Here is a 26,568-nt window from a genome sequence, read left to right as displayed (position 1 = left end):
CTGCAACGCAGGTTTGTCTACCGCGCTGGCGCACAGGGCAGGGTGCGGAAAAGCTGCCCTTAGGCCCATTTGTGAAAGATGAAGAACGCCCCCGCCGCGATGAAGGCAAAGCCGACCAGATGGTTCCACATCAACGGCTCTTTCAGGTAAAACACGGAGAAGATTGCAAAGACGGACAGGGTGATGACCTCTTGAATCGTCTTCAGTTCGGCAGCGGAATAGTAGCCGTGGCCGATCCGGTTGGCGGGGACCATCAGGAGATACTCAAAGAACGCGATACCCCAGCTGATGAAGATCACCGTCACCAGCGCCGTCGTCTTGAATTTCAGATGGCCATACCAGGCGAAGGTCATGAAGACGTTCGACGCAAGCAGCAGGCCGATGGTGACAAGGGGCACGGGCAGGGTGGTCATGGGATCCTCACAGGGTTTTGCCTTGCATAAAGCCCCGGTGAGATCTGCGCCAGATTTTGCAGATTTGCGATTTGACAGCAGTGATGCGCAGAGAGTTTGCAAATTTTCTGTTTCGTGCTTCTCTGACACCCCCGCTTCGCCTAATCTGCCCGCCAAAGCCCTTGGGGGGAACCATGAAAGATATCCTGCACGAGCTTGAGGCTCGCCGCGCCACCGCCCGTGCCGGAGGCGGCGAAAAACGCGTTGCGGCCCAGCATGCCAAGGGCAAGCTGACCGCGCGGGAGCGGATCGAATTGCTGCTGGACGAAGGCAGCTTTGAAGAATTCGACATGTTTGTCGCCCACCGTTGCACCGATTTCGGGATGGAGGCCGAGCGCCCTGCAGGCGACGGCGTCGTCACCGGCTGGGGCACGGTCAACGGCCGGATGGTCTATGTCTTTGCGCAGGATTTCACCGTGTTCGGCGGGTCCGTGTCGGAAACCCATGGCGCGAAGATCTGCAAGATCATGGACATGGCGATCCAGAATGGCGCCCCCGTGATCGGGATCAACGACAGCGGCGGCGCGCGGATTCAGGAAGGCGTGGGGTCGCTTGCCGCCTATGGTGAGGTGTTCCAGCGCAACGTGATGGCCTCGGGCGTGGTCCCCCAGATCAGCCTGATCATGGGGCCCTGCGCCGGGGGGGCGGTCTATTCGCCCGCGATGACCGACTTCATCTTCATGGTGAAGGACAGTTCCTACATGTTCGTCACCGGGCCGGATGTGGTGAAGACGGTCACGAATGAACATGTGACGGCTGAGGAGTTGGGCGGCGCGGCGACCCACACCCGCAAATCCTCGGTGGCGGATGGCGCGTTTGAAAACGATGTCGAGGCGCTGGCCGAAACCCGCCGGCTGATCGACTTTCTGCCGCTCAACAACCGCGAGAAGGCCCCGGTTCGCCCGTTCTTCGACGATCCGGCGCGGGTCGAGCCCAGCCTTGACACGCTGGTGCCGGACAACCCGAACCAGCCCTATGACATGAAGGAACTGATCAGCAAGATCGCGGATGAGGGGGACTTTTTCGAAATCCAGGCGGCCTTTGCCGGGAATATCATCACTGGCTTCATTCGGCTGGAGGGCCAGTCGGTTGGCGTGGTTGCGAACCAGCCGATGGTCTTGGCGGGCTGCCTTGACATTGATGCAAGCCGCAAGGCCGCGCGCTTTGTCCGGTTTTGCGACGCGTTCGAGATCCCGATCCTGACGCTGGTTGACGTCCCAGGGTTCCTGCCGGGGACGGGGCAGGAATATGGTGGTGTCATCAAGCACGGGGCCAAGCTGTTGTTCGCCTATGCCGAGGCGACGGTGCCGAAAGTGACGGTGCTGACCCGCAAGACCTATGGCGGGGCCTATGTCGTGATGTCGTCCAAGCATCTGCGGGGCGATTTCAACTATGCTTGGCCCACGGCCGAAGTGGCGGTGATGGGGGCCAAGGGCGCGGTCGAGATCCTGTATCGCAGCGAGCTTGGCGATGCCGACAAGATCGCCGCCCGGGTGAAGGACTATGAGGACCGTTTTGCCAATCCCTTTGTCGCCGCCGAAAAGGGCTTTATCGACGAGGTGATCATGCCCCATTCCACCCGCCGCCGGGTTGCCCGCGCCTTTGCCTCACTTCGGGGGAAGAAGCTGGCCAACCCTTGGAAAAAACACGATAATATCCCTCTATAGGCCCCATGTCAGTCCTCCATCGCCTTTCCATCGCGACACTGTTCACGGTTCTTGCCGCGGCAGGCGGCTGCGACGAGGCTGAGCCTTCGGCGGATGCGATCCCGGTCCCTTCGGGGCGGGAGGTGCGGTTGATTGAAGTGGTGACAAACGTGCCCGGCCCTGACGGCGCGACGGCGCGGTTTCGGTTTCTGGCACCCGGATTGACCGAGGCGGACATCCCGGCATCAGCCGATGACATGCAGGCCCTGTGCGACACCTATGCGCTGGCCCGGATCGACGGGATGGTGCCGGAGCCGCAGCAGATCATCATCTCGCTTGCCGGGGAGGACGTGCCGTTTGGCGAGGCTGCGCCCGACGTCGTGCAGTTCTTCGAGGCGTTCGAAGTGACCGATGGCACCTGCATTCTGGCGGCGTTCTGATGCGGGGCGCGGGGTCAATTTTTCCGACTGGTCAGGCCATGGGCGCTGATGTAGGAACACAACAGGTCGAGACCTTGGTTCACCGCCTGTGTGCTTCCTTGCCCGGTTCGGGTAATGTTGGCGCAGGCCGAATTCTGGCGGCCAGAAACGCGGATCGGGGGCTGGTGCACGCAGGTGCCGAAAAAGCGCCCCAAGAAAGATGGAGTAGAGGATGTCGAAGAGCGGACGTATCATTCTGGTTCTCGCTATGGGCGCTGCCCTGGCTGCTTGCGCCAAGAAAGAAGAAGAAGTCATGGTCGAGCCGATCACTGTCGAGCCGACCGAAACCGGCAAGTACAAATAATTCGGCGCGGGCCTGTCGGCGTTCGCTGACAGGGCCCGCACCCCACCTGATCCCGGCCAGCGCAAATGGCGCTGAGACGCTCGATCGCCCAAAGATCCCTTTTTTCCGCAGATTTGCAGCCCTATGGGCTATCGCGTTGTTTTCGCTTATCGGTCCGTCCGGTCGACATGGCAAAGGACAGGACAGATGCTGAAGCACCGCGGATTTCCCGGCAGGCTTACCGGAACCGACTTTCAGTTCACCATTCGCCGGGCCAACAAGAAGGATGGCCCGACAAAGCTGATCGCGCGCGAACGGTACAAGGACCGCAAGCATGTGGATCGGCTGGCCGACGCGGCCTTCATGGGCGCGCTTTGGCAGCACTTCGGCGAAGAGCCGTTCGAGCGTGGCAATCTGGATGCCGGCCGGCTGTCCTGGCTGTTCGGGCGCGAGGTTGTGCCCGCCGAAGACCCGTTCAACCCGTCCAGCTATGACGCGCTGTTGCGCATCGATCGCCGCCGCGCCGAGGCCGCCTTCCCGGAGGTTTTCGCCCCCGACGCGCCCCGGATCGAGGCGGACGACTGGGAAGACGAGGACGAATAGGCATGAACGCGCCAACCGCCCATGTCATCTGGCAAGCTTTCGCTCAGGACGCAGCGCTCGTTTCTGATGTGTTTGCAATGCATGGAGCGGCGCGGCATTGTTTCAAGGTCGGCCAAGGTGAGCATAGCTGCAGCCGGCGCAATTACAGTAATACCCCTACCCCTTCCCTGCGGTCCGGCCCGTCCCAGGCCGGACCGTTCCCTTTCGCAGCGCGCGGTGCCGACTGCGTGCGCGGTGTGAAATTCTGCTTTGAAATTGCGGATATTGCGGTAGAATCCGCCGCAATAACAACAAACCATCGAGGCAGTCATCCATGCGCAAGTCGCTTATCCTTTTCGCACTTCTCTCAACGCCGCTGGCCGGCTGCATGCAGGACCCCACGTCGCGCGGGCTTGCGGGTGCCGCTGCGGGCGCCGTCATCGCCGATGCCACCAAGAGTGACATGCTTACCGGCGCCGTCATCGGCGGCCTTGCAGGCGTTGCGTCCTGCGGCATCGAACTTGGCCTGCCGCCCTGTAACTCGGGCTACTGATCTCGCCGCCTTCGGGCGGTTTCTACCAACCGCAAGGACCATCCGGGCCAATCGCCCGGGTGGTCCTTTGCTTTTGCGCGTCTGAAGGGGAAACCGATGTTCAAGAAGATCCTGATCGCCAACCGGGGCGAGATTGCCTGCCGGGTGATCAAGACGGCGCGCAAGATGGGCATCAAGACCGTCGCGGTCTATTCCGACGCGGATCGGCACGCGCTTCACGTCAAGATGGCGGATGAGGCGGTGCATATCGGCCCGTCCCCCGCCGCACAGTCCTATATCGTGATCGACAAGATCATGGCCGCGATCAAGGCGACCGGGGCCGAGGCGGTGCATCCCGGCTATGGGTTCCTGAGCGAAAACATGAACTTCGCCGCAGCGCTGGAGGCGGCGGGCGTGGTCTTCATCGGCCCGCCATCCCCTGCCATCGAAGCCATGGGCGACAAGATCACGTCGAAGAAGCTGGCCATGGAGGCGGGGGTGTCCACCGTGCCCGGCCATATGGGCCTGATCGCCGACGCGGATGAGGCGGTGAAGATTGCCACCCAGATCGGCTATCCGGTGATGATCAAGGCCAGTGCGGGCGGTGGCGGCAAGGGCATGCGCATCGCCTTTGACGATGCCGAGGCGCGCGAGGGTTTCCAGTCGTCAAAGAACGAGGCGGCGGCGAGTTTCGGCGACGACCGCATCTTCATCGAGAAATTCGTGACACAACCCCGCCACATCGAAATTCAGGTGCTGGCCGACAAGCACGGCAACACCGTCTATCTGCACGAACGCGAATGCAGCATCCAGCGCCGGAACCAGAAGGTCATTGAAGAGGCCCCCAGCCCCTTTCTTGACCCCGAAACCCGCAAGGCGATGGGCGAACAGGCTTGCGCCCTTGCCCGGGCCGTGGGCTACACCAGTGCGGGGACGGTGGAATTCATCGTCGACGGCAGCCGGAATTTCTATTTTCTGGAAATGAACACCCGGTTGCAGGTCGAACACCCGGTGACCGAGTTGATTACCGGCGTCGATCTGGTCGAACAGATGATCCGCGTGGCCTATGGCGAGGCTCTGCCGTTCCGTCAGGAAGACCTGAAGATCAACGGCTGGGCGATGGAATCCCGGCTTTACGCCGAAGACCCCTACCGCAACTTCCTGCCATCTATCGGCCGTCTGACTCGCTACCGCCCGCCCGTCGAAGGGGCCACGGCCACCGGCATTGTCCGCAACGATACCGGCGTCTTCGAAGGCGGTGAGATCAGCATGTTCTACGATCCGATGATCGCCAAGCTGTGCACCTGGGCCCCGACCCGCGCCGCCGCGATTGACGAGATGCGTCTGGCCTTGGACACGTTCGAGGTGGAGGGCATCGGCCACAACCTGCCCTTCGTCGGCGCGGTGATGGACCATCCGCGCTTTCAATCCGGCAACATCACGACGGCCTTCATCGCCGAGGAATATCCCGACGGCTTCAAGGGGGCGACGCTGGACGGCGACACGCTGCGCCGTGTGGCAGCGGCCGCCGCCGCGATGAACCGGGTGGCCGAGATCCGGCGCACGCGAATTTCCGGCACGATGGACAACCACGAACGCCGCGTCGGTGACGCCTGGGTGGTCAGCCTGCAAGGCACGGAGCACCCGGTGACGGTCGCCGCCGATCCTGACGGGTCAACGGTGACCTTCGCGGATGGCGCTGCGTTGCGCGTCGCATCAGACTGGACACCGGGCCAACCGCTGGCCCGGCTGACCGTGGACGGCCAGCCCATCGCGATCAAGGTTGCGAAGATCCCCATGGGGTTCCGGATGCGCCTGCGTGGAGCTGACCTTAAGGTCCACGTTCGCACCCCGCGCCAGCACGCCTTGGCCGGCCTGATGCTGGAAAAGGCGGCGCCGGATACGTCGAAGTACCTCTTGTGCCCGATGCCCGGCCTGATCGTGCGGATCAACGTCGAAGCGGGGGACGAAGTGCAGGAAGGTCAGGCGCTGGCCACGGTGGAGGCGATGAAGATGGAGAACATCCTGAAGGCCGAACGCACCGGCGTGGTCAAGGCCGTCCGCGCGAGTGCGGGTGCCAGCCTGCGGGTTGACGACATCATTCTGGAATTTGAGTGATGTCAGCGCCCTGCCGGGTTCCGTTCCAGCACTTCCTGCCGACGCAGGGGCAGCTTGTCGATGGCGGCGGTAATCTCACGCACGGTCCAGGGGTTGGGCTTGCGGATGACGGGGCGCAGGTCCTTGTCCATGATGACCAGCGAAAACCCGCGCGGCCGCAGTTTGTGGCGCCATTCGCTGTCCGCTTCGGGGTGGGTGTCGGTGACAAGGAGGACGTCGCGTTCTTCAAGGTCAGGGTAGGCGCGGGCCAGCAGGTCCATCTGCCGGATGAAACTGGGGTCATTGGGGCTGTCGGCGAAGACGACGACGGGTCGCTTGACGAATTTCTGTTCGTCAAACACGACATCGGCCGCAGAAACCGGTCCGAAGACCGGCGTTTCGACCGGGCTGTCCTGGGCCACTGCGGCCAAGGGCAGAAGGGCTGCGAAAACAAGCGCGTGCAAGGGTCTCATCTGGCCTCTCTTTCCTTTCGATATAGGCGCACGACGGCAATTTCAAAAGGGACGATGCGACGCATCGGTCAGGGAACAGCATGAGCGATGATCTGAAAGCCTGGGAAGCCTTGGCCGCGAAAGACCTGAAGGGGGCCGGGCCGGACAGCCTGACCTGGAACACGCTGGAGGGGATCGCCGTCAAACCGCTGTATACGGCGGCTGACACGGCGGGTCTGGCCCATATGGACAGCCTGCCCGGGCTGGCCCCGTTCACCCGGGGCGTGCGGGCGACGATGTACGCGGGCCGCCCGTGGACCATCCGGCAATACGCGGGGTTCTCGACCGCCGAGGCATCAAACGCCTTCTACCGCAACGCGCTTGCGGGGGGGCAGCAGGGCGTGTCGGTGGCCTTCGATCTGGCCACGCACCGGGGCTATGACAGCGACCACCCGCGCGTGGTGGGCGATGTCGGCAAGGCCGGGGTGGCGATTGACAGCGTGGAGGACATGAAGATCCTGTTCGACGGCATCCCGCTGGACAAGATCAGCGTGTCGATGACGATGAACGGCGCGGTGATCCCGGTTCTGGCCAGTTTCATCGTCGCGGGTGAGGAGCAGGGCGTCCCCCGTGCAGCGCTTTCGGGGACGATCCAGAATGACATCCTGAAAGAGTTCATGGTGCGGAACACCTATATCTATCCGCCGGAACCCAGCATGCGGATCGTCGCGGATATCATCGAATACACCGCCAAGGAGATGCCGAAGTTCAACTCGATCTCGATCTCGGGCTATCACATGCAGGAGGCCGGGGCGAACCTGGTGCAGGAACTGGCCTTCACCCTTGCCGATGGGCGCGAATATGTGAAGACCGCCATCGCACGTGGGATGGATGTGGATGATTTCGCCGGGCGGCTGAGTTTCTTCTTTGCCATCGGGATGAATTTCTTCATGGAAACCGCCAAGCTGCGCGCCGCGCGGATGCTATGGCACCGGATCATGGCCGAGTTTGGGGCGAAGAAGCCGGTATCCTTGATGCTGCGCACGCATTGCCAGACCTCGGGCGTGTCGTTGCAGGAGCAGGACCCCTACAACAACGTTGTCCGCACGGCCTATGAGGCGATGGCGGCGGTGCTGGGTGGCACGCAAAGCCTGCATACCAATGCCCTGGACGAGGCGATTGCGCTGCCGTCCGACTTCGCGGCGCGGATTGCGCGGAACACACAGTTGATCCTGCAGGAAGAAACCGGCGTCACCCGGGTGATCGACCCGCTGGCTGGCAGCTATTACGTCGAAAGCCTGACCGACCAGATGGCACAAGAGGCGTGGAAGATCATCGAAGAGGTCGAGGCGATGGGCGGCATGACCAAGGCCGTCGCCACCGGCATGCCCAAGCTGCGGATCGAAGAGTCAGCGGCCAAGCGGCAGGCGATGATCGACCGGGGGGATGAGGTGATCGTCGGCGTCAACAAGTACCGGCTGGAGAAAGAGGACGCGATCAGCATCCGCGACATCGACAACGTCGCGGTGCGTGAGGCGCAGGTGGCGAAACTGGCCACCATCCGCGCCAGCCGCGACCCTGCACGGGTTGAGGCGGCTTTGGCCGAAGTGACCCGCCGCGCCGGCCACAGCGGCAACCTGCTGGAGGCTGCCGTCGATGCGGCACGGGCGCGCGCAACTGAGGGAGAAATCAGCATGGCTATGGAAAAGGTCTTTGGCCGCCACCGGGCCGAGGTGAAAACGCTCGCCGGGGTCTATGGCGCCGCTTACGAGGGCGACGCGGGGTTTGAGGCGATCCAGAAGGATGTCGAGGCTTTCGCGGAAGAGGAAGGCCGCCGCCCCCGGATGCTGGTGGTGAAGATGGGACAGGACGGCCATGACCGCGGTGCCAAGGTCATTGCCACCGCCTTTGCGGACATCGGGTTTGATGTCGACGTGGGCCCCCTGTTCCAGACCCCGGAAGAGGCCGCGCAGGATGCGATCGACAATGATGTGCATGTGATCGGGATTTCATCGCAGGCCGCCGGCCACAAGACGCTTGCGCCAAAACTGGTCGAGGCGCTGAAGGCGGCGGGTGCCGGGGATATTCTGGTCATCTGTGGCGGGGTCATTCCACAACAGGATTACGAGTTTCTGTATGACGCTGGGGTCAAGGCGATCTTTGGGCCCGGAACCAACATTCCGGCGGCGGCGAAGGACATTCTTGAACTGATCCGGAAGGCCCGAGGCTAACGGCCAGCCGGCGCGCCTTCGGCGTCCAAGGGAACCGCACGGGCGAAGAAGCCGATGCAATCATATTTGCGTTCGGGGGGCGCAAAGGTCGATTGCGCCAAGAGCCGAAGGGAATTGGACCACGTTCGCCGTGGGCGGCGGCCTGCCGCCCCGCGTTCGGTCAACATGTCATGGATCTGGTTTTCCCAGGCCCGCCAGTTGCCGCCGAAGTGTCTGGTATAGCCGTGATAATTCCAGCCGATCACGTCCAGGCCAGTCTGGGCGCAAAGCCGGGCGAGCGAGTCCTTGGTGAAGAAATGCAGGTGTCGCGGCACATCCAGCATTTCCGAAATCGCGGCATGCGTCTGGAAGTAGATCGAACCGCAGTTCGGCACTTCGCAATAGAACAGACCGCTTGGCCCAAGCAGGCTGCGGACATTGCGCAAAGCCGCCTTCGGGTCACGGCAATGTTCAAGCACATGCGACAGGATGACCATGTCAAACTGCCGGTTCTGCACGTCTGCCGGAAGGTCTTCTGCAGTGCCCGCCAGCACCTGCAGCCCCTTGAGGGCGGCTTCCTGACGGGCAAGCGGGTCAGGATCGACGCCAACCAGCGTCCGCTCACCGCCAGAAAATCCGGCAAGAAAGTCGCCGCACCCGCAGCCGATGTCCAGAATGGACGTGGCGTCCGGGTGCCGGGCCAAAAGCCTTTGGGCATTCATCAGCTGGCCCTGATCACGCAGATAGGCAAGTTTGATCAGGACGCGGTCGGCAATGCCGGGTGCTAGGAGGGGGAAATGTGATTTTCCATGGGTGTAATACTCCGGCAGATCATAGCTTGCCAAAAGCTCCTCATCTGTCGGCATTTGCCGCATGGTTCCAACAGAACACGGGGCGCACCACACCAAACTGCCCGTGTCGATCGGCGTGCGCCGCTTGACGTCTATCGGGATTTTCAGCCACGACCGAAGCTGCGACGCGGGCGTAGCGCAGAGAGGACAGCTGCTTTCGTCAATCTGCAAGGACCACCCCTCTTCCTTACTCGACCTGGTGCGACCGGACCTGGTGCAAGACTGCTTGGATAACTTTGCCGTTGCCGCGGTGCGCTAGGATCATCAGGAAAAACCCGAAAGACAACAAGTTTGCACAGCCGGGTGATCGCATGGCGCATCGGCCGATGCGATCAAAGGTCGATCTCGCCGTTCGGACCGGGGGCAAATTCGGGCTTTGGCACCAAGGGCGCGTTGCGACGGATGATGATATCGCCGTTCGGCAACATCACCGGGGCGTCGTAGTTCTTGAAATCGTCGATCAGGGCGATCAGCTGGCGCAGTTTCGGGCCGACCTCTTCCCCAAGCCCTTCCAGAGCGGGGCCGATTTCGGTCAGGGCCTTTTCCATCTCATCTATGGCAGGCTCCATCTCGCTTAGCAGTCCGCGCAGGACCAGCTTGGCGCCTTCTTCCATCAGGCTGAAGCCTTCATCCTCCTCTGCCGGGGGGGCAGGGGTGGGGGCCGTGTCCTGCGCAAAGGCAGGGGCGGCGACGAGGCAAAGGGCAAGGGCGAGTTTCATATCGTCAATATGGGGGCTGGTGCCCTGCATTTCAAATGACAACTGGCAGGTCCAGTGTGACCGGGAAATGATCGGACGCTTGCAACAAGGCTTCGCTCAGTTCCGGGACGGCGGTCACGCGGGGGTCATTGAACGGGTGCCAGATGCGCCAGTCCGGCGATCGTGCTGTCAAGTCAGGCGAGACCATGATGAAATCGAGCAGGGCCTCGAAGAACCGCTTTTGCGGGGCGAGGTAGAAGCGGGCGGTGGTTGGGGCAAGTCCCACCTTGCTTTGCAGGGCCATCGCGGCATGCGGGTCGGTCAGTTGCAGAGCCGGATCGGGCGTGGTGCCAAGCACGATTTCCACCCCGGAATGACCGAAGAGCTTTTCGAATTCGTCGATCCCGGGGCCATCGTTGAAGTCGCCCATCACCACGAGGCTTTCGCCCGCGGCAAGATGCGCCTCGACGCGCTGGCGCAGCCACAGGCATTGCGCAAGCTGCTTGCGGCGGTTCTGGATCGACAGGCGAATCTGCGCCTCGCGTCCCACGGCACCGTAGGGGTTTTTCGATTTGGCATGGACCCCGATCAGGCGCAGTGCGGCCCCTTCTGCGGTCTTGACGGCAAGTTCCAGCGGGGGCTTTGAAAATCGGATGCTTTCGAAAACCATGTCGGCGTCAAGATCATAGCGGAACGTGCCATCAAAGCGCGGCGCGTCGGTGGAACCGTGGGTGGTTGAGGCTGCGCCTTGGGGGTCATGGTGCACTGTCAGCCGGTCCGGGTCGTACAGGCAGGCGATTTCCTGTTCGGTTTCCGAGGGAAACCCGATGATCGCCTTGCGGGCCCGCAGGCCAAACGTCCGGGCAAAATGTTCCAGCGCCTTGACGGTCGAGCGGCGACCGTTGGTGTCTGGTGCCTCGATCACCATCACCAGATCGGCGTCCAGCGCAGAGAAGACGATCCCCAACGCGCCCAGTTGTTCGGCCCGGCTGATCTTGTAGCGGGCGGAGGGGCGGTCATCGGCCAGAAGTCGGCCCCGGTCATCAAAGAGGTTGTTGAACCATTCAACATTGTAGGTCGCCAACCGAAGCGGGCGCGGCGCGGTCACGCGGCTTCCTTGGTCGAGATTTCGCGCCAGGCTTCGTTGATCAACTGCATCCGGCGTTCTGCCAGCTTCATCGCCTCGGGCGGGACGCCGCGGGCCTGCATCACATCAGGGTGGGTGTCGCGCACAAGGTCTTTCCACGCCTTGCGCGCGGCTTCCTTGCTGGCATCGCGCGGCAGGCCGAGGACGTCATAAGGATCGCGCGGTGCGCCTTCGACCAGTCGTGACCGGACGATGCGGAAACAGGCTTCGTCCAGACCGAATTCGTCGGCCACATGGGCAAGGAACGCATCTTCGCCCGCGTGATAGGACCCGTCGGCGATGGCGATCTGAAACAGCGCCTCAAGGATATCGACCAGAACGTGGTGATCGTCGGCGCAGATGCGCTGGCCTTCGGGGTTGAACAGCCGGGCAATCTTGCGGGCGTAGGCGTCAAATCCCGCGATGTCCTGCCGTGCAAGGTCGAAGACATGGGCGGCATGAGCCTCTTCGCCTTCGGGGAAGGTGAAGATGCGGCGGAAGGCGGTCACCTCGTCGCGCGTGACGGTGCCATCGGCCTTGGCCATCTTGGCACCCAGTGCGAGTACGGCGATGGTAAAGCCGACCGACTGTTCGGGGGCAGGCGCGCGCAGCAGCCGGTCAAAGACAACAGACAGCGGTTCACCCTTGGCAAGGGCGGACAAGGCTTCGGCGATGCGGGTCCAGATCGACATGATGCTGCAAGCTTACCTGCGCCGGGGGCAGATGTCAGAGGAATTTCTGCATCAGCACAAGGTCGATGAAGCGGCCGAACTTGAAGCCAGCCTCGGGGATGGTCGCGATATGGGCAAAGCCCATGGCGGCGTGGAAGGCGCGGCCTTCGCTGTTCTCGCCCGAGACGCCGCCGATCATCTGATGCGCCCCTGCCGCCGCTGCATGGGCGCAGACGGCGTTGATCAGCCCGCGCCCGGCCCCCTTGCCCCGCGCATCGGGTGCGAGCAGGATCGAGTGTTCCATGCAGGTGGCATAACCCACCCCGCCGCGAAACTGTGCGTAGCTGGCAAAGCCCAGCAGGTCGCCGTCCGTCGCCACAAAGGTTGCATGGCCAAGCGAGTTTCGATCCTCGATCATCCGCTCGACGTCCAGGGCGGACTTTTCGGCGGCGTTGAAGGTAACGGGCGTGTCGCGGATGTAGGGGTTCCAGAGGGTGGCGATTGCTGCAGCGTCCGCCGCAGTTGCAAGGCGGATCAGCATAGTTCGCGTGGACCTTCCGGTGTATCGATGGTGGCGCGAAGGGCCACGACCGGCCCGTCAAGGATCACGACGCGGGGGTCCTGCAGCCGCCCGGCCAGCGCCTTGCGCAAGGCGGCGGACTGTGGGTGCGCAATCTCCAGCCGCGAAAGCCTTAGCCCGGTGTCGGGCAGGGCGCGGGCTGGATGCGCGGTTCCTTCCCAGCGGATCAGCGCAGGGCAGGCACCGTCAAAGGGCAGTCGCCCATCCTCGGGCACGGCCATCTGCCAGCGATAATCCCCGCGCTGCAGCGCGATGGGAGTGCCGATGCCTTGTGGCCCCTGCGCCACTTCGGCCGCAAGATCATCACAGGCCGCCACCCAATTGGAAAGGCGCGGTGGTCCGCGGAAACTGTCCATGTCGAACCACCGGGGGCGGGTCGGGGCCGGGGCCTCAGGGTCGATCGCGATCACCTCAAGATAGAGGTCGCCAAGCCCCAGCAGCCGGTTGTGGGTGGCCATCAAGGGGTGCTTGCCCCCGCCCGCCATCGGCACGCCAAGCAGGCTTTCCACGGCGGCCACGCCGTCTTCCAGCCGCCCGGCGACGATTGCGAGATGATCAAGCCGCAGCATCAGGTGGCCCGGGTGACGCGGGTTTCGGCCTTCAGCGACAGCGCCAGCGACTGAAACCGCGCTTGCGCCACCTCGCCGAACAGGCCGTCACCGGCGGGGGTCAGCTCCAGCTCCAGCTGGCGTTTCTTTGGATGCCAGATCAGCCGCCCCGCCTTGGCGGGATCGCCGACCGAAAACATCGCCCCGAACCGCATGGCCTTGCCCAGCACCTCAGCGGCCTGAATTTCGTCTTCGCTGAGCAGGCGGAACATCGGTTCCAAGCGCGAGCCGGAGCGGCTGTTCTTGTAGCGGTGCAGTAGGGCCAGCCCAAGGAACACCCGGCCGGGATGGTCCAGCCCGCCAAGGTTGGCCCGGGTGGCATTGTCAAAGCAGGCCTCGGCCCGGAAATCGGGGTGGGCGCGCCATGTCGTGTCGTGCAGCAGGCAGGCGGCCTTCATCAGGCGCAGTTTCGCCTTGTCGGCATCCGGGAACAGGGGCAGCAGGAAATCGTACAGCTTCTTGCCAAAGCCCGGGATGCGGGCCTGCACCACTTCGGCCATCCGCGCCGCTTCGATCAGCGGGTCGCGGGCCCGCAGTTTTTCCGGCATGTGTTCGTAGAGGAGTCCTTCCCGTATCCCATAGGCCGACACATCGATTTCCGACGGCTTGAACTGCTCCAGCAGCTCGCGCAGGACTTCGCAGGCCAGAGGGACCAGTTCCATCCGTTCGGCGCTGGTCCCGGTCCGGCCCCGCAGCACGGCAAGATCGGCCCCTGCCAGCCAGTCCAGCGTGTCATCCAGCCCCTTGGGTGTCATCCGGTATTCGTGTAGCACGGTCAGCGGATAATTCCGTCGCTCCATATCCAGCCGGGCCACGACCCGCCAACTGCCGCCGACCAGATAGATCCGTTCACCGCTGGACTTTAGCACCGCTTGCACGTCGCGCAGCACCTTGCCGATATGGTCGCGGCGTTTCTTCGGGTCGGATGAGATTTGTTGCAAGCGGAACGGGCCCAGTGGGGTGGAAACGCGTTTGCCCACCTTGCCGTCGCCGATCCGGGCCAGTTCCATGGAGTTGCCGCCGATGTCGCAGACAATGCCCTTGGCGTCCGGCCAGCCCAGAAGCACCCCTTGCGCGGACAGCCGGGCTTCTTCATCGCCGTCGATGACATGCAGGCGCAGGCCGGTTTCGCGCAGAACATCGGCCTGGAATTCGGGCCCGTCGGTCGCCTCACGCGTGGCGGCGGTGGCCACGACGGTGAGGGGAGAGATCTTCATCCCCTCGGCCAGCAGGGCGAAGCGGCGCAGCGCGGCCAGCGCCCGGATGCGACCCTGTGGGTGCAGGTGGCCGGTTTCGGCAAGGCCCTTGCCCAGGCCGCACATGATCTTTTCGTTGTAGAAATAGGCCGGGCTGCGCGCAGCCCCGTCAAACACCACCATCCGGACCGAGTTTGATCCGACGTCCACCACCCCCACGCGCGACAGGGCACGGGCCGAGGGGTCATCGAACAGCGGGCGGCCAAAGGGGCCGTCATCGTCGTCCTCGGTCAAGGGCGCGGGTCCATCGGCTGCCATGTCAGAATCCCCTTGGTCTTGCGGCCGCATCGTGACGGTCCCCTTGCGCGTGGTCAACCATAGGGCAAAGGACTGGTTCCTTCGACGCAATTCGGATCGCGTGGTCTAAAGTCCTGCAGGCGCCCCGGCAGCTTCGTCATCCTTGCCGGAAACCAGACGCGGTGCATCCTTCGCGCCCGCCGTTCCCCGGCCCGAAAGCGAGGGGTTTTCCATGAAGAACTGGTGGCAGTTGAACAGATGACCGTCGCTTGGGCCAAGGTCGCGGGTGTAGCTGCCATCCGGGGCAAGGACCCAGCTTTGCGCCTCATCCGCAAGGTTTGCCGCCATGATCTGGCTTAGGATCTGGCTTTTGACGGTGGGGTTATGCGCTTCGACCAGGGTTTCGACCCGGCGGGTCAGGTTGCGGCCCATCCAGTCGGCGCTGGAGAAGAACACCCGCGCCTTGCGGGACGGCAGGCCGTGGCCGCTGCCAAAGCAGACGATGCGGCTGTGTTCCAGAAACCGTCCGACGATCGACTTGACGCGGATATTCTCGGACAGGCCCTTCACGCCGGGCCGCAAGCCGCAGATGCCGCGGATCACAAGGCTGATCTTCACCCCGGCCTGACTTGCCGAATAAAGCGCGTCGATCACATCCGGTTCGATGACCGAGTTCATCTTGGCCCAGATTTCCGCCGGCCGCCCGGCACGGGCATGATCCGCCTCGGCGGCGATCAGTTCCAGCAGGCGGGGCTTCAGCGTGGTGGGCGAGATGGCGAGGTTTTCCAGCCCTTCGGGCTGCACATAGCCGGACAGGTAGTTGAACACCTTGGTCGCGTCGCGGCCCAAGGCCGGATCGCAGGTGAAGAAACTGAGGTCGGTGTAGATGCGCGCGGTGATCGGGTGGTAGTTCCCGGTGCCGTAATGGGTGTAGGTCACCAGATGGTCACCCTCGCGCCGGACCACGGTGCTGATCTTGGCGTGGGTCTTGTAGTTGACGAAGCCGTAGACGACATGCGCCCCGGCGCGTTCCAGCCGGCGGCTTTGCCGGATGTTCGCCGCTTCGTCGAACCGGGCCTTGAGTTCGACCAGTGCCGTCACCGACTTGCCCGCCTCGGCCGCCTCGCAAAGCGCGCTGACCACGGGGCTGTCCCAACTGGTGCGGTACAGCGTCTGCTTGATTGCCAGCACGTTCGGGTCGCGCGCCGCGAGTTCAAGGAAGCGGATCACCATGTCGAAGGTTTCGTAGGGGTGATGCAGCAGCATGTCCTTTTGCCGGATCGCGGCGAAAAGGTCGCCGTCGTGGTCCTGCACCCGTTCCGGCACGCGGGGCGTGAAGGGTGGCCACATCAGGTCCTTGCGGCTGGACAGGATCAGTTCCTTGAGATCGGCCACGCCAAGGAGGCCCTTGACCTCCACCACCTCATCCTCGGTGACGGCGAGTTCTTCCATGATCAGCGCGCGCAGGGTTTCCGGGGCACCCGCCGACAGTTTGAGGCGGATGACTTCACCCCGGCGGCGGCGCTTCAGCGCAGTCTCGAACTCGCGCACCAGATCTTCGGCTTCATCCTCGACCTCAAGGTCGCTGTCGCGCAGGACGCGAAAGCTGCAATGGCCCTTGTCGGAATAGCCGGGGAACAGCATGCCAAGGTGCAGCAGCAGCAGCTCTTCCAAGGCCAGGAACCGATGCTCGCCCGGCTTGCCGGGCAGGGGCACGAAGCGGGCGATCTGCTGGGGAATGGGCAGCAGGGCCTTGAGGCTGCGGTGATCGGTCTTGCGTTCCAGTTCCAGCGCCAGACTGAAGCCCGTGTTCGGGATGAACGGGAACGGGTGTGCCGGGTCGATGGCCAGCGGCGAAAGCACCGGGAACACGTTGTTCAGAAAATGCGCCTCAAGATGCTTGAGGTCGCGTGCCGTAAGCTTGGACCGGGGGACGATGCTGATACCCTCAGCCTCCATCTCACGCCGAAGGCGGTTGAAGGTGGTCTGCTGGGTCTGCATCAGGCGGCGGGCGTCGGCGTTGATCAGGTGGAGCTGTTCTGCCGGGCTGCGGCCATCTTCCGACAGCGTGGCATTGCCGGTGCGCACCAGCGCCCGCAGGCCGGCCACGCGGACGGTGTAGAATTCGTCCAGGTTGGTGGCGCTGATCGACAGGAAGCGCAGGCGTTCCAACAGGGGCACTGCGGGGTTCGCGGCCTCTTCCAGCACACGCCAGTTGAAGGCCAGCCAGCTAAGCTCGCGGTTGAAGTAGCGCGCTGGCCCGGCGGTCTCGGCGAAGGGGAGGTCCACCGGGGCGGGGAAGGGCGATTTAAGGAAATCTGCTTGGGTCATGGCCGGGTTATGCCGCGCGCTTCGTGACAGGATCGTGACACTGTTTCACCCGTTCCCCAACCTGTCCAGAACATCACCGGCAAGGGCACGGGTCACCGGACGGCCAAGCGCCAGCGCCTGCGCATCCAGCGCCGCCACCAGCCCCCGCGCCGCGCCCACGGACCGGGGCATGCGGCTGACCAGATAGGGGATCAGGTTTGGCGCCACCGCAACCTGACGGTCGGCGAAAAGCTTGACGAGCACGGCCGAAAGCAACCCGTCATCGGGGGCCATCAGCTGGGCGACCTGCGCCGCCTGCATCCGGCTGAGAAGATCGGCCAGCCGCAGGCCCCAGTCGCGCGGGGGTGTGGTTGCCGTCAGCAAAAGGGTGCCCCCGGCGGTGACGACATTGTGCAGATGGAAAAGGGCCGCCTCGGCCATGCCGATCTGCTGCGCGTCCTCGACCGCTACGGCCCGACCGGCGAGTGCGGCAATATCCACCTCGGCAAGGTCGCGGGCCTGCAGGATCGCCGCCCCCGACGCCTCGGCCCAGATATGGGTCAGGTGGGTCTTGCCCGATCCTTCCGGGCCGACCAGCACAAGCTTGCCCCCCGGCCAGTCGCGCCACCCTTCGACCGCCTGCAGGGCCAGAGTGTTTGATGGGGACACAAAGAAATCTGCCCGCGAAAGGGCTTCTGTCGGCGGCAGGTCAAAGGCCAGTTGACGGATCAAGCGCCGTCTCCGCCCGTCGCCGTGGATTTGCGGCTGCGCCGGGGCTTGGCGGCGGGTGTCTGGGGTTTGGGTTCGGGTTCTGAGCGCACAACTTCTGCGCCCACACCTTCTGTACCCGCACCTTCAGTACCCGCGTCGGCCTTTGCCTTGGCCTCGGCCTTGGATGCGGTGCCGCGATACAGGAGGCTTGATTGGTACTGCTGCACGCCAAAGCGCGTCAGCACCCCGATCGCGGCGGCCACCGGCACGGCGATCAGCATGCCGACAAAGCCGAAGACCGACCCAAAGGCCGACAGCGCGAACAACAGCCAGACCGGGTGCAGCCCGACCGACTTGCCGACCAGCCGGGGCGTCAGCACATTGCCCTCGATGAACTGGCCGAAGGCAAAGATCGCGGCGATGATCCCGATCTGCACCCAGTCACCCCAGAACTGGAACAGCGCCAAGCCGACGGCCAGCGTGCCGCCGATGATCGACCCGACATAGGGAATGAAGGTGATCGCCCCGGCAATCGCGCCGACGACCAGCCCGAACTGCAGCCCCGCCGCCATCAGCGCCACGGCGTAGAAGGTGCCCAGCGTCAGGCAGACCGAAACCTGCCCCCGCACGAACCCGGCAAGGACAGCGTCAACCTCGCGGCCCAGACGGCGGATCGTGGGGGCGTGGTCCAAGGGCAGCATGGAGTCGATCCGCTGCACCATCTTGTCCCAGTCCAGAAGCAGATAGAAGGCCACCACAGGGACGACGACGATGAAGACGATGGCAGAGATGACGCCAAGCGCCGAGGACAGCAGCCCATTGGCCAGTTCCGCCCCACGCGCCTGAATCGCCGCGCCGATCTCGGCAAGGGTCTGGCGGATGGTCGAGGTGCTGTCGGCCAGATCCGGGAACCGCGCCAGGAGAAATTCCTGCAAGCGTTTGGCAATATCGGGGGCGGCGTTGACCAGCGCGGTCAACTGGTTGACCAGTGTGGGGATCACCGCCAGCACCAGCAGGATCACCAGAACCAGCGCTGCAAGCGAGATTACGGTCGTGGCCGCGACGCGACTTAGGCCTGCGCGCTCCAGCCGGTCGGCCACGGGATCAAGGAAATAGGCGATGGCCCCGCCGACAAGAAACGGCAAGAGCACGTTGCCAAGGAACCAGAGCAGCAGCAGAAACACCACGGCAACGATGCCCCAGTAACGGATCTGGTCACGGATTGGCAGGGCCATGGCGGGTTCCTTGAAGTCTTTTGCACATATCGCCCCTGCCGCGCCTCGGCGCAAGGGGACCGACCAGCGAAGAACCGCTGTCAGCGCTTGCTTAGAGCGGGCCGGATAAACATTCGGCAGATAGACGATGGTCGGCAGTCAGGAGAAGGGAAGGGCAGCCCGGAGCGTGGTGCCCCGGTCGACTGTCCGCCCCTGAGATCGCGGACCGATTATGAAAGGCTACCCCATGAAACCCAGAGTCCTGTCTCTGATCATCCTTGCTGCGCTTCCCGTCCTTGCCCCGATGGCGGCTGTCGCCATGCCCGCCATTGGCGATGTCGTCGGCACTGAACCGGTCGCGGCAACGGCTGCGCTGGAAGCCGCTGGCTGCACGGTTGACGAGTTCGAAGCCGAAGACGGCAAGATCGAGGCCAAGTGCAAGGATAGCGCCACTGGCGCGATGATGGAGGTCTATATCGACCCCGCATCCGGCGCGGTGGTCGACATCAAGGCGGAAGACTGACATGGCAACCCCCCGGACTGTCCGTACGCAGACCGTCAGCACGCCAACCGTCAAGGACCAGCTTGCCAGCCCACCGGCCCTGTGGGACCCGGTGGTGCGCCTGTCGCATTGGGGAATCGCCGTGTCAGTTCTGCTGAATGCGTTGGTGACCGAAGGTGGCAGCCTTGCCCATGTCCTGATCGGCTGGATGGTGATGGCGATGCTGCTGTTGCGGCTGGTCTGGGGGGTGCTTGGTCCAAGGGAAGCGCGCTTTTCCGCCTTTCCCCCGAACCCGGTCCGCGCAGTTGCGCATTTGCGGGGGCTGTTCAGCGGCGATAAGCCGCGCGACTACCCCTCGCACAACCCGGCGGGTGCGCTTATGGTGTATATGTTCTGGCTGGCACTTGCGGCTGTTGTGGCCACAGGTCTTGTCATGACCGGCGGAGCGACGCCGATGCAGGTTGCCGCCGACAAGGCGGCGGTTGCATCAGGCGATTGGGCTGCCTTGGTCCGCGACGGGGACAGTGATCAGGACTCGGTTATGGGTGATGTTGCGGAAGAGGTGCATGAGGTGGCGGCAAACCTGCTTTTGATTCTGGCGGCCCTGCATGTGGCCGGTGTCTTCGTCGAAGGCCGTCTGCTGCGGCGCAACCTTCTGGCCCCCATGCTGTTCGGGGCAAAGGGCGACCGGCGGAAATGACGGTTCTGCGCCGGCCCCCGACCGACCCCAAAAGTGCGGCGCGTCACCAGACGGCCGCGCTTTCGGCGTTCCTCTTGATCCAGACGTTTGGCACCGTGTTCTTCGTCGGCGATGTGATCGGTGACCTGCGCGAGGACCCGACCTCGATCCATTTCATTTTTGAGGCGACCGTGACGGTCGCCCTTGTCCTTGGGATCTTCTTCGGCGCTTACGCCTTGCGCCGCACGATCGAGTTCCTGCGCAGTCAGGAAGCCGCGCTTGACGTGGCCCGCGGGGCCTTGTCCGACGTGATCGAGCGACAGTTCCAGGCCTGGGCCCTGACGCCCGCCGAGCGCGACGTGGCCTTTCTGGCGTTGAAGGGCCTCGACGTTGCCGAAATCGCCGAGATGCGTGGCGCGGCGGCTGGAACGGTCCGCGCGCAACTGACCCGGATCTACGCCAAGGCCGGAGTGTCGGGCCGTGCCCAGTTCGCCGCGTTCTTCGTCGAAGATCTGCTTGGCCAGGGCGTCACCGCCGCGACCTGAGGGTCAGGCTGTGCCTTCACCCCCCTCGGTCGGCGGGCCGAAGCGTGTCAGCATTCTTTCCCTGATCTGGTCGCGGGTCTGGCGATAGGCTGACAGCTTTGCATCCCGCGTTTCGCCAAGGCCGGTGGGATCAAGGATCGGCCAATACTCGATATCCAGATGGTGAAAGCGCGTCAGTTCCAGGGCCATGCGCTGGCTGGCGGGGGACAGTGCGACGATCAGATCGAACTGCGACAGGTCATCGCCCCATTCCTGCATCTCCTCAAAGCTGCGTGAGCGGTGGCGGCTGAGTTCGATCCCCATTTCCTGACAGACGGCGACGGAAAACCCGTCCACCTCCATGTCATTCTTGACGCCGGCGGATTGGACATAGGCGCGCTGGCCGTACATCTGCTTCATCAGTGCCTCGGCCATGGGGGACCGGACGGCGTTGTGATCGCAGCAGAACAGTACCGACTGGGGGAAATCGCCCAAGCTCAGCCCCAGTGCAGGACGCAGATCAGGGTAAACAGGCGGCGCGCGGTGTCGGTGTCGACGTCGGCTTTCCCTTCCAGCCGTTCGCGCAGGATCGAGGCGCCTTCGTTGTGGATGCCACGGCGGGCCATGTCGATCGCCTCGATCTGGCTGGGGGGCAGGCGCTTGACGGCGTCGAAGTAGTTTTCGCAGATTTGGAAGTAGTCCTTCACCACCTGCCGGAACGGGCCCAGCGACAGGTGGAATTCAGCAGCCTTTTCGCCGTCCTCGGTACAGATGTCGAACACGAGGCGGCCGTCGCGGATGGCAAGTTTGACGCGGTAAGGCCCTGCGGGAAGCTCTCGGTCGGGCTTTTTGGGCAGGACGAAGAGATTCTCTTCCAAAAGGTCATAGATCGCCACGCGGCGTTCCTGCTCGATCTCGGGCGTGGGGCGGGCGAGGCCTTTTTCGTCGATCTCGATGTGGCAGATACGGTTCATGTGCAGCCCTTCAGCGCGAACCCTGTTTTGATGCCCGACCGCTGCCCGCTTCGCAAGCGCGAAGGGGGCAATCGTTCAGCCGGTCAATCGTTCAGCCGGTCAAGGCGGGCACGGACGGAAAGGCCGTGCGCCTGCAGGCTTTCGCTGATCGCCAGACGTTCGGCGGCGGGGCCGATGGCCTTGAGCGCGGCTGGGGTCATCTTGGCAAGGGTGGTGCGCTTCATGAAATCAAGCACCGAGAGGCCGGATGAAAACCGGGCCGAGCGTGCCGTAGGCAGCACATGGTTCGGGCCGCCGACATAATCGCCAATCGCCTCTGGCGTCCACTGGCCAAGGAAGATCGCGCCGGCGTGGGTGATCTTCTGGCTCAGCGCATCGGGGTCACTGGTGCAAAGCTCCAGATGCTCGGGCGCGATGCGGTTGGACAAGGCGGCGGCTTCGTCAAGGGTCTGGACGGTGATGACGGCCCCGTTGTCGCGCCAGCTGGCCCCGGCGATGGCACGGCGGTCCAGCATCTCCAGCCGCTTGGCGACGGCGGCGGCGACGGCTTGGCCAAAGGCGGCATCCGTGGTGATCAGGATCGACTGGGCCGAAGCGTCGTGTTCGGCTTGGCTTAGGAGGTCAAGCGCGATCCAGTCGGGGTCGTTGTCGCCATCAGCGATGACGAGGATTTCCGATGGCCCGGCGATCATGTCGATGCCGACGCGGCCAAAGACCCGGCGCTTGGCGGCGGCGACATAGGCATTGCCGGGGCCGGTGATCTTGTCGACCGGGGCGATGGTCTGGGTGCCATAGGCCAGCGCGGCAATCGCCTGCGCGCCACCGATGCGGTAGACCACATCGACCCCTGCAATCTGCGCGGCCAGCAGGACCAGTGGATTGACCACACCCCCCGGGGTGGGGCAGGCGATGACAAGGCGTTCAACCCCCGCCACCTTGGCCGGGATCGCGTTCATCAGCACGCTGGACGGATAGGAGGCGGTCCCCCCCGGCACATAAAGCCCCGCGGCGGAAACCGGCGTCCAACGCCAGCCAAGGGTCGCGCCGCTGGCATCGGTCCAGCTGTCATCCTGCGGCTTCTGGCGGGCGTGGTAGGCGCGGATGCGGTCAGCGGCCAGTTCGAGTGCGGCGCGATCTTCGGGCGAGACCTTGGCAATTTCAGCCGCGATTTCGTCGTCTGAGAAGGCGAGGGTGTCCTGGGTCAGCACCAGCCGGTCGAAACGCGCTGTAAGGTCGATCACCTCGGCATCGCCCCGGGCGCGGACATCGGCGATGATCTGCGCGACGGCGAGGTCCACATCCTCGGCCTCTTCGCGCTTTTGGCCAAGCAGCGCGCCGAAAGCGGTTTCAAAGCCCGGATCGGCAGAGTTCAGGAACACGGGCATGGCTGGGACCTTTCAGCAGTTGGGCCCCAGATAGCGCGGGGGGGCGGGGGCCTCAAGCCGGACCAGTGCGACAGCGTTGGGCCGGGGCCGATTTCTTCGAAGACATCGGGTCGGAGCCTTTGAAGGCTCCGGTCCGGAATTTTTGAAAATTCCGGGGTGAGGCGATCAGTCGTGGGTTGGAACCTTGCCCGAGGGCGCGCGGTAGGGGCGGGTCACGTCTTCCAGCCGCACTTCCAGCGCCTCGACATCCAGCGCAATGGCACCATCGCCTGCTAGGGTCAGCGTCAGGCGGCCCGTGCCATCCGCGCCCGCCGCAAAGTCGACCGAGAGGAGCGACAGCACCAGATCCTTGTCGCTGCGGTCAATGCCGAAGCTTTGCACCTTCAGCACATCCTCGACCACCAGCACCGACCGGACACGCTCATAGGGCCGGCCCACCGCCTCGGCCTGGCTGCGGTCTTCCCAACGGAACCGGTTCAGCATCAGCGCAAAGCGGCGGCGCTTGGGGTCGTGGCTGATCTCGGTCACCGGCAGGACCGCGTCTTGCACAAGGGTCGAGATCACGCGCACATCTTCGGCGTCTTGCGCCACAAGATGCAGCGGCCCCTCACCGCCATCCTGAAAGCGGGCATCGGTCATGCCGAGATCCGCTCGATCTGCGCCCCGCAGGCGCGCAGCTTTTCTTCCACCCGCTCATACCCGCGATCCAGATGGTAAACGCGGCTGACCACGGTTTCACCTTCCGCCGCAAGCCCTGCAAGGATCAGCGAGACTGACGCGCGCAAGTCGGTCGCCATGACCGGCGCGCCGCGCAGGCGTTCCACCCCGGTCACCGTGGCAGTGCCGCCGTGCACGTCGATCCTTGCGCCCATCCGGATCAATTCGGGGGCATGCATGAACCGGTTTTCAAAGATCTTTTCTTCCAGCACAGACACACCGTCAGCCGTGCAAAGCAGCGCCATCATCTGGGCCTGCAGGTCGGTCGGGAAGCCGGGGAAGGGTTCGGTCATCACATCGACGGCCCGGACGCGGCCGTTCTTGCGCGACACTTTCAGCCCCCGGTTGGTCTGGGTCACCGACACGCCCGCCTGATCCAGCTTTTCGGCGAAGGCACCCACCAGTTCCAGCGTGCCGCCAAGGCATTCCACCTCACCGCCGCAGATGGCGGGGACGAGCATGTAGGTGCCAAGTTCGATCCGGTCGGTGACCACCTGATGCGTGGCCCCGCCAAGGCGGTCGGTCCCCTCGATGGTGATGGTGGACGTACCCTCACCCTCAATCTTCGCGCCCATCTTCTTCAGGCAGCGGGCGAGGTCGACAATCTCGGGCTCGCGCGCTGCGTTCTTCAGAACGGTCGTCCCCTTGGCCAGCGTTGCCGCCATCAGCGCGTTTTCGGTCGCCCCGACCGAGACAAAGGGGAAATCCACAACCGCGCCCTTCAGCCGCCCGCCGGGGGCCTTGGCATGGACATAGCCATCGCGCAGGTCAAGATCGGCGCCCATCGCCTCAAGCGCCTTGAGGTGCAGGTCCACCGGCCGGGCCCCAATGGCGCAGCCGCCCGGCAAGGACACGACCGCGTGGCCATAGCGCGCCAGCATCGGCCCAAGCACAAGGATCGAGGCGCGCATCTTGCGGACAATGTCGTAGTCGGCCTTGAAGTTGGTGATCGAATGGCTGGACAGCGCCAGCACAAGGCCGTCCTGCAGACTTGCCACCTCGGCCCCCAGCGATTGCAGCAACTGGGTCATCGTGGCGATGTCCGACAGGCGCGGCGCGTTGGTCAGCGTCAGCGGTTCATCCGACAGAAGCGTCGCGGGCATCAACGTCAAGCAGGCGTTCTTCGCCCCCGCAATCGGGATTGCCCCCGACAAAGCCCCATTGCCGCGCACCAGTATCGAATCCATCTGCCCTATCCGTTATTGTCGGTTTCGCCGGACCCGGTATCCCGGTTGGTCCTGGCCTTCGCCTGAGCCTTCCTGCGCGCCATGTTGGCCTTCAGCGCCGCCTTGAGCCGGTCCTCCCGCGCCGTAGCAGGCTTGGGGTTTCCGGGCCTTTCGCGGTTCGACGGGTCGGATGGGCTGCGCATGGGTCTCCATAGCGCAGGTGGGGATGGCGGTCCAGAGACCGGTGCGAGACCAAGGAAAACCCTCTTGCACCCTTTCCCGATTGCGTCTATCTCCCCCGCCATCAACGGCGCTGCAGTAGCTCAGTGGTAGAGCACTCCCTTGGTAAGGGAGAGGTCGAGAGTTCAATCCTCTCTTGCAGCACCATTTATCTCCTTGATTCTGAAAAAGTATCCTTCGCTCATATGCGCAAGAGCTGAGGGTTGATTGCGCCGTTGCCGGCTGACAGCCTCTTGCGGCCGAAACGTGGTTTCCAGTGGCAAAGGTCAGGTGCGATTGCGCGGATGACCGGAACGGCGAACTCGGGACGTGTGAAATCAAGTATGGCAAACCGACAGCCGGCTGCCTTCAGGCGCGTCATGCAGACATCAAGGTCAATATCGGCTTTTGAATGAGGAACCTGTTCGATGCGCGGTTGATCCAGAAATGGGATCAGCTGCTTGAAGCGGACCTCTTGGAACCATGGCTTCAGCACAGCATCAGACGATAGCCCGGATTGCGCGGCGGCGACCCGGAGTTCCATCTGCATGAGCTCGGTAACTGCCGCGCAAACGGCGGCATTCAGGTTCGCCCGTGTCGCGAAGCCCGCCCCGACGTGGCCACCAGCTGCATCCATGGCCAAAGCTGCAACCGTTGGAACGCCAAGGTCAGACGTGACGTCAAGGAGCAGCAGGCGTCGTCCGCGCCGCTCTAGGTGCATTTGGACAGGTTCGCAGACCTCGTGCGAGGCTTGTTCGATGACAGGCGCGTGTCTTTGGCCATACCACCATAGCCCCACCGCATCGCGCTCGATCAATTCGAAAAGGGCGCGCAGGCACGCGTCTTCTTTCGTTGCGCCTGCGGCACAGCCGTTCGTATCCGCGATGGCACAGGCCGCCACGTCCCCGGGTGCACGCCGTCCGATCAGCACGCAATCCGCCGGAACGAAGATCGCCTCACCGGTGAACAGGCATTTCGCCTGCATCCAGTCGAGCGGCTGAGCCGGGTCTGCCGTTTCAGGAATCCAGTCGAGACCCGTGAGGTGCCGGTTCCACAACTCCCGATCCGCTGTCTGGGCCGTCGAGAAGCCGCATAGTTCAGACGGCCCGAAACTTTGGCCCGGCAAGTCCGCTTGCGCGGCTGTTCTGATGTCCTCGTCGCCCCAGACGCAGCAACTCGCGATCTCCACAAGCTCTCCAACCGCCCGCGTTCGGGCAGTCGCGACGTCTTCCCCGGCGCCGTGCCCGAGGCGGTGCTGCGCAAGCGTCGCGCCTTGCGGAAAACGGGGCCACTGCGCAATGGCGTCTTCCCCGGCAACCGCGGCGATCACATGGCGCGGCCAATCCGGTGGCGACATTCGAATTTGCCGAAAATGGCGCTCTAGTGTATCCAGCGAATACATCAGCG

29 protein-coding genes and 1 tRNA gene are annotated in these 26,568 nt (G+C 63.9%); 11 read left to right on the top strand and 19 right to left on the bottom strand.

All coding sequences use genetic code 11. The features are described 5' to 3' along the window. Positions 1–59: 59 nt before the first annotated feature. Positions 60–413 carry a DMT family protein gene (locus tag EI545_RS06420; protein WP_125324697.1) on the bottom strand — a complete coding sequence of 118 codons (354 nt, stop codon included), beginning with the start codon at positions 411–413 and terminating at the stop codon, positions 60–62. 173 nt (positions 414–586) lie between these two features. Between EI545_RS06420 and EI545_RS06415 the strand changes: the two genes are divergently transcribed. The 6 genes from EI545_RS06415 to EI545_RS06395 all read left to right on the top strand — a co-directional run bounded on the left by EI545_RS06415 (position 587) and on the right by EI545_RS06395 (position 6,092). Next, entirely contained in the window at positions 587–2,119 is a 1,533-nt protein-coding gene (locus tag EI545_RS06415) for an acyl-CoA carboxylase subunit beta (RefSeq protein ID WP_125324696.1), read from the top strand. Positions 2,120–2,124: 5 nt separating this feature from the next. Next, on the top strand, positions 2,125–2,538 hold the full coding sequence (locus EI545_RS06410) for a DUF6497 family protein (protein WP_245990316.1): 414 nt from the start codon (positions 2,125–2,127) through the stop codon (positions 2,536–2,538). A 211-nt stretch (positions 2,539–2,749) separates the two neighbouring features. Beyond that, the gene (locus EI545_RS21760; protein WP_281275750.1) at positions 2,750–2,881 is read left to right on the top strand and encodes a hypothetical protein; all 132 of its coding nucleotides are present in this window, start codon (positions 2,750–2,752) and stop codon (positions 2,879–2,881) included. Positions 2,882–3,067: 186 nt separating this feature from the next. Further along, entirely contained in the window at positions 3,068–3,463 is a 396-nt protein-coding gene (locus tag EI545_RS06405; RefSeq protein ID WP_125324695.1) for a hypothetical protein, read from the top strand. 313 nt (positions 3,464–3,776) lie between these two features. After that, complete coding sequence (locus EI545_RS06400) at positions 3,777–3,995, top strand: hypothetical protein (RefSeq protein ID WP_125324694.1); 219 nt, start codon at positions 3,777–3,779, stop codon at positions 3,993–3,995. A gap of 96 nt (positions 3,996–4,091) precedes the next feature. Then, on the top strand, positions 4,092–6,092 hold the full coding sequence (locus EI545_RS06395) for an acetyl-CoA carboxylase biotin carboxylase subunit (protein WP_125324693.1): 2,001 nt from the start codon (positions 4,092–4,094) through the stop codon (positions 6,090–6,092). Positions 6,093–6,094: 2 nt separating this feature from the next. Here EI545_RS06395 and EI545_RS06390 read toward each other — a convergent pair whose 3' ends face one another. Continuing rightward, positions 6,095–6,544 (bottom strand): DUF4174 domain-containing protein, encoded by a 450-nt coding sequence (locus EI545_RS06390; protein WP_125324692.1) that lies wholly within the window; start codon positions 6,542–6,544, stop codon positions 6,095–6,097. Between the two features lie 80 nt (positions 6,545–6,624). On the opposite strand from EI545_RS06390, the gene scpA reads away from it, so the two are divergent. Continuing rightward, positions 6,625–8,754, top strand: a complete 2,130-nt coding sequence (gene scpA, locus EI545_RS06385) for a methylmalonyl-CoA mutase (RefSeq protein WP_125324691.1) — start codon at positions 6,625–6,627, stop codon at positions 8,752–8,754. Here scpA and EI545_RS06380 read toward each other — a convergent pair. From EI545_RS06380 to EI545_RS06335, 10 genes are all read right to left on the bottom strand, one after another. Further along, positions 8,751–9,599, bottom strand: coding sequence for a class I SAM-dependent methyltransferase (locus EI545_RS06380; RefSeq protein WP_164517235.1), 849 nt, complete (start codon positions 9,597–9,599; stop codon positions 8,751–8,753). The genes scpA and EI545_RS06380 overlap by 4 nt on opposite strands. A 317-nt stretch (positions 9,600–9,916) precedes the next feature. Further along, positions 9,917–10,303, bottom strand: coding sequence for an AAA+ family ATPase (locus tag EI545_RS06375; protein WP_245990315.1), 387 nt, complete (start codon positions 10,301–10,303; stop codon positions 9,917–9,919). A 31-nt stretch (positions 10,304–10,334) separates the two neighbouring features. Next, entirely contained in the window at positions 10,335–11,390 is a 1,056-nt protein-coding gene (locus EI545_RS06370) for an endonuclease/exonuclease/phosphatase family protein (protein WP_125324688.1), read from the bottom strand. Next, positions 11,387–12,100 carry a molecular chaperone DjiA gene (locus EI545_RS06365; RefSeq protein ID WP_125324687.1) on the bottom strand — a complete coding sequence of 238 codons (714 nt, stop codon included), beginning with the start codon at positions 12,098–12,100 and terminating at the stop codon, positions 11,387–11,389. The genes EI545_RS06370 and EI545_RS06365 overlap by 4 nt, the downstream gene beginning before the upstream one ends. Positions 12,101–12,134: 34 nt before the next feature. Continuing rightward, positions 12,135–12,617 (bottom strand): GNAT family N-acetyltransferase, encoded by a 483-nt coding sequence (locus EI545_RS06360; protein ID WP_125327269.1) that lies wholly within the window; start codon positions 12,615–12,617, stop codon positions 12,135–12,137. After that, a complete protein-coding gene (locus EI545_RS06355; RefSeq protein WP_125324686.1) occupies positions 12,614–13,228 on the bottom strand; it encodes a VOC family protein in 615 nt (204 codons plus the stop codon). Before EI545_RS06355 ends, EI545_RS06360 begins: the two co-directional genes overlap by 4 nt. Continuing rightward, positions 13,228–14,781 carry a Ppx/GppA family phosphatase gene (locus EI545_RS06350; protein WP_125324685.1) on the bottom strand — a complete coding sequence of 518 codons (1,554 nt, stop codon included), beginning with the start codon at positions 14,779–14,781 and terminating at the stop codon, positions 13,228–13,230. The genes EI545_RS06355 and EI545_RS06350 overlap by 1 nt, the downstream gene beginning before the upstream one ends. Before the next feature lie 105 nt (positions 14,782–14,886). After that, on the bottom strand, positions 14,887–17,091 hold the full coding sequence (locus EI545_RS06345) for an RNA degradosome polyphosphate kinase (RefSeq protein WP_125324684.1): 2,205 nt from the start codon (positions 17,089–17,091) through the stop codon (positions 14,887–14,889). A gap of 45 nt (positions 17,092–17,136) precedes the next feature. Continuing rightward, positions 17,137–17,802 carry a P-loop NTPase family protein gene (locus EI545_RS06340; protein WP_125324683.1) on the bottom strand — a complete coding sequence of 222 codons (666 nt, stop codon included), beginning with the start codon at positions 17,800–17,802 and terminating at the stop codon, positions 17,137–17,139. After that, the gene (locus EI545_RS06335; protein ID WP_125324682.1) at positions 17,799–19,016 is read right to left on the bottom strand and encodes an AI-2E family transporter; all 1,218 of its coding nucleotides are present in this window, start codon (positions 19,014–19,016) and stop codon (positions 17,799–17,801) included. The genes EI545_RS06340 and EI545_RS06335 overlap by 4 nt, the downstream gene beginning before the upstream one ends. A gap of 226 nt (positions 19,017–19,242) precedes the next feature. On the opposite strand from EI545_RS06335, the gene EI545_RS06330 reads away from it, so the two are divergent. Genes EI545_RS06330 through EI545_RS06320 form a run of 3 tightly spaced genes read left to right on the top strand, consistent with a single transcriptional unit; the run spans position 19,243 to position 20,721 of the window. Further along, positions 19,243–19,518, top strand: a complete 276-nt coding sequence (locus EI545_RS06330; RefSeq protein WP_216842500.1) for a PepSY domain-containing protein — start codon at positions 19,243–19,245, stop codon at positions 19,516–19,518. Position 19,519: 1 nt separating this feature from the next. Beyond that, a complete protein-coding gene (locus EI545_RS06325) occupies positions 19,520–20,197 on the top strand; it encodes a cytochrome b/b6 domain-containing protein (protein ID WP_125324680.1) in 678 nt (225 codons plus the stop codon). Next, positions 20,194–20,721, top strand: a complete 528-nt coding sequence (locus EI545_RS06320; protein WP_125324679.1) for a helix-turn-helix transcriptional regulator — start codon at positions 20,194–20,196, stop codon at positions 20,719–20,721. Before EI545_RS06325 ends, EI545_RS06320 begins: the two co-directional genes overlap by 4 nt. A 3-nt stretch (positions 20,722–20,724) precedes the next feature. Here the strand turns inward: EI545_RS06320 and EI545_RS06315 are convergent, their stop codons facing one another. The 6 genes from EI545_RS06315 to EI545_RS21340 all read right to left on the bottom strand — a co-directional run bounded on the left by EI545_RS06315 (position 20,725) and on the right by EI545_RS21340 (position 25,145). Further along, positions 20,725–21,135: an arsenate-mycothiol transferase ArsC gene (locus EI545_RS06315; RefSeq protein WP_245990314.1), complete on the bottom strand. Its 411-nt coding sequence runs from the start codon at positions 21,133–21,135 to the stop codon at positions 20,725–20,727. Positions 21,136–21,197: 62 nt separating this feature from the next. After that, positions 21,198–21,674, bottom strand: coding sequence for a UPF0262 family protein (locus EI545_RS06310; RefSeq protein ID WP_125324677.1), 477 nt, complete (start codon positions 21,672–21,674; stop codon positions 21,198–21,200). A gap of 83 nt (positions 21,675–21,757) precedes the next feature. Further along, positions 21,758–23,059 carry a histidinol dehydrogenase gene (hisD, locus tag EI545_RS06305; RefSeq protein ID WP_125324676.1) on the bottom strand — a complete coding sequence of 434 codons (1,302 nt, stop codon included), beginning with the start codon at positions 23,057–23,059 and terminating at the stop codon, positions 21,758–21,760. 165 nt (positions 23,060–23,224) lie between these two features. Then, positions 23,225–23,698 (bottom strand): DUF2948 family protein, encoded by a 474-nt coding sequence (locus EI545_RS06300; protein WP_125324675.1) that lies wholly within the window; start codon positions 23,696–23,698, stop codon positions 23,225–23,227. Continuing rightward, positions 23,695–24,963, bottom strand: a complete 1,269-nt coding sequence (gene murA, locus EI545_RS06295) for a UDP-N-acetylglucosamine 1-carboxyvinyltransferase (RefSeq protein ID WP_125324674.1) — start codon at positions 24,961–24,963, stop codon at positions 23,695–23,697. Before murA ends, EI545_RS06300 begins: the two co-directional genes overlap by 4 nt. A 5-nt stretch (positions 24,964–24,968) precedes the next feature. Further along, on the bottom strand, positions 24,969–25,145 hold the full coding sequence (locus EI545_RS21340) for a hypothetical protein (RefSeq protein WP_164517234.1): 177 nt from the start codon (positions 25,143–25,145) through the stop codon (positions 24,969–24,971). A 109-nt stretch (positions 25,146–25,254) separates the two neighbouring features. On the opposite strand from EI545_RS21340, the gene EI545_RS06290 reads away from it, so the two are divergent. After that, positions 25,255–25,329: transfer RNA gene (locus tag EI545_RS06290), tRNA-Thr, on the top strand. Between the two features lie 34 nt (positions 25,330–25,363). Here the strand turns inward: EI545_RS06290 and EI545_RS06285 are convergent. Next, positions 25,364–26,563 (bottom strand): YcaO-like family protein, encoded by a 1,200-nt coding sequence (locus EI545_RS06285; protein WP_125324673.1) that lies wholly within the window; start codon positions 26,561–26,563, stop codon positions 25,364–25,366. Between the last annotated feature and the right edge of the window lie 5 nt (positions 26,564–26,568).

This window comes from Tabrizicola piscis (assembly GCF_003940805.1).
GTDB classification, from domain to species: domain Bacteria; phylum Pseudomonadota; class Alphaproteobacteria; order Rhodobacterales; family Rhodobacteraceae; genus Tabrizicola; species Tabrizicola piscis.
Note: the sequence above shows the minus strand (reverse complement) of the source record. Positions and strands in the feature narration are given on the sequence as shown.